The sequence below is a fragment of the Vibrio sp. YT-19(2023) genome (genome assembly GCF_033337395.1).
Genome location: NZ_JAWOQN010000422.1, coordinates 1 through 747, shown reverse-complemented (window position 1 = coordinate 747; position 747 = coordinate 1). Strand labels below are relative to the sequence as shown.

Annotated in this window: 1 pseudogene; it reads right to left on the bottom strand. The window is 47.9% G+C overall.

Annotation, left to right across the window (positions count from 1 at the left end):
* Positions 1–747: pseudogene (locus tag R7E78_RS26300) on the bottom strand (aspartate kinase); the annotation flags it as partial.

The window sequence follows — 747 nt, the reverse complement described above, 5'->3', positions numbered from 1 at the left end:
GTTTACATTACGCAACGAAGAGTGCAACGCCACCGGTGTGACACCACTGTTCATGAGAGAAAGGACGCCCTTCGCTAACGTTTTGTTAGTGTCGATGTGTGAACCGATGGCTGAAATTAGCGCAACCATTCGCCCTTTAATGGAGGCATTCGGGTAACGTTTTTCGGCCTTGTATAACACTTTGTTTAAGCTGTCCGAGCTACCGCCAAGGTAATACGTAATCGAGTTAGCGTTCATCTCTTTACCGATCAAGCTGACGCGTGCATCAGAGATGATTTCCATCAATTCGTAACTCACGTTGTCAACCTTGCCGACCATCGCTTGATCGAACAAGTGCAGTGCGAAGACCTTTTCTTTACCTGCGATGATTTCCACTTTGTCTTCTTCTGGGCGATACCCTGAAGATATCAACGTACCTTCATGTTCTGGCTCAAACGTGTTTTTGATTTGCAGCTCAATCCCACTTTCGCGCAAACCAGCGGCAGCATTGGGATGAATCGCCTCCATGCCCAAGTTAGCAAGTTGATCCGCTACATCGTAGTTCGTGCTTCCAATTGGCAACACTTTCTCTGGGCCGACCACGCGCGGGTCCGCTGAGCTCAAATGGTATTCTTTATGGATGATGGCTAGGTCTGCTTTGGTGATAGCGGCAATACGACTGAACGTCATTTCACTGTAGCCTCGGTCATAAGTGTGCATCAAACCTTCTTTGCAGTATGCATAACCCGTGACGATAGGCAGTTCTTT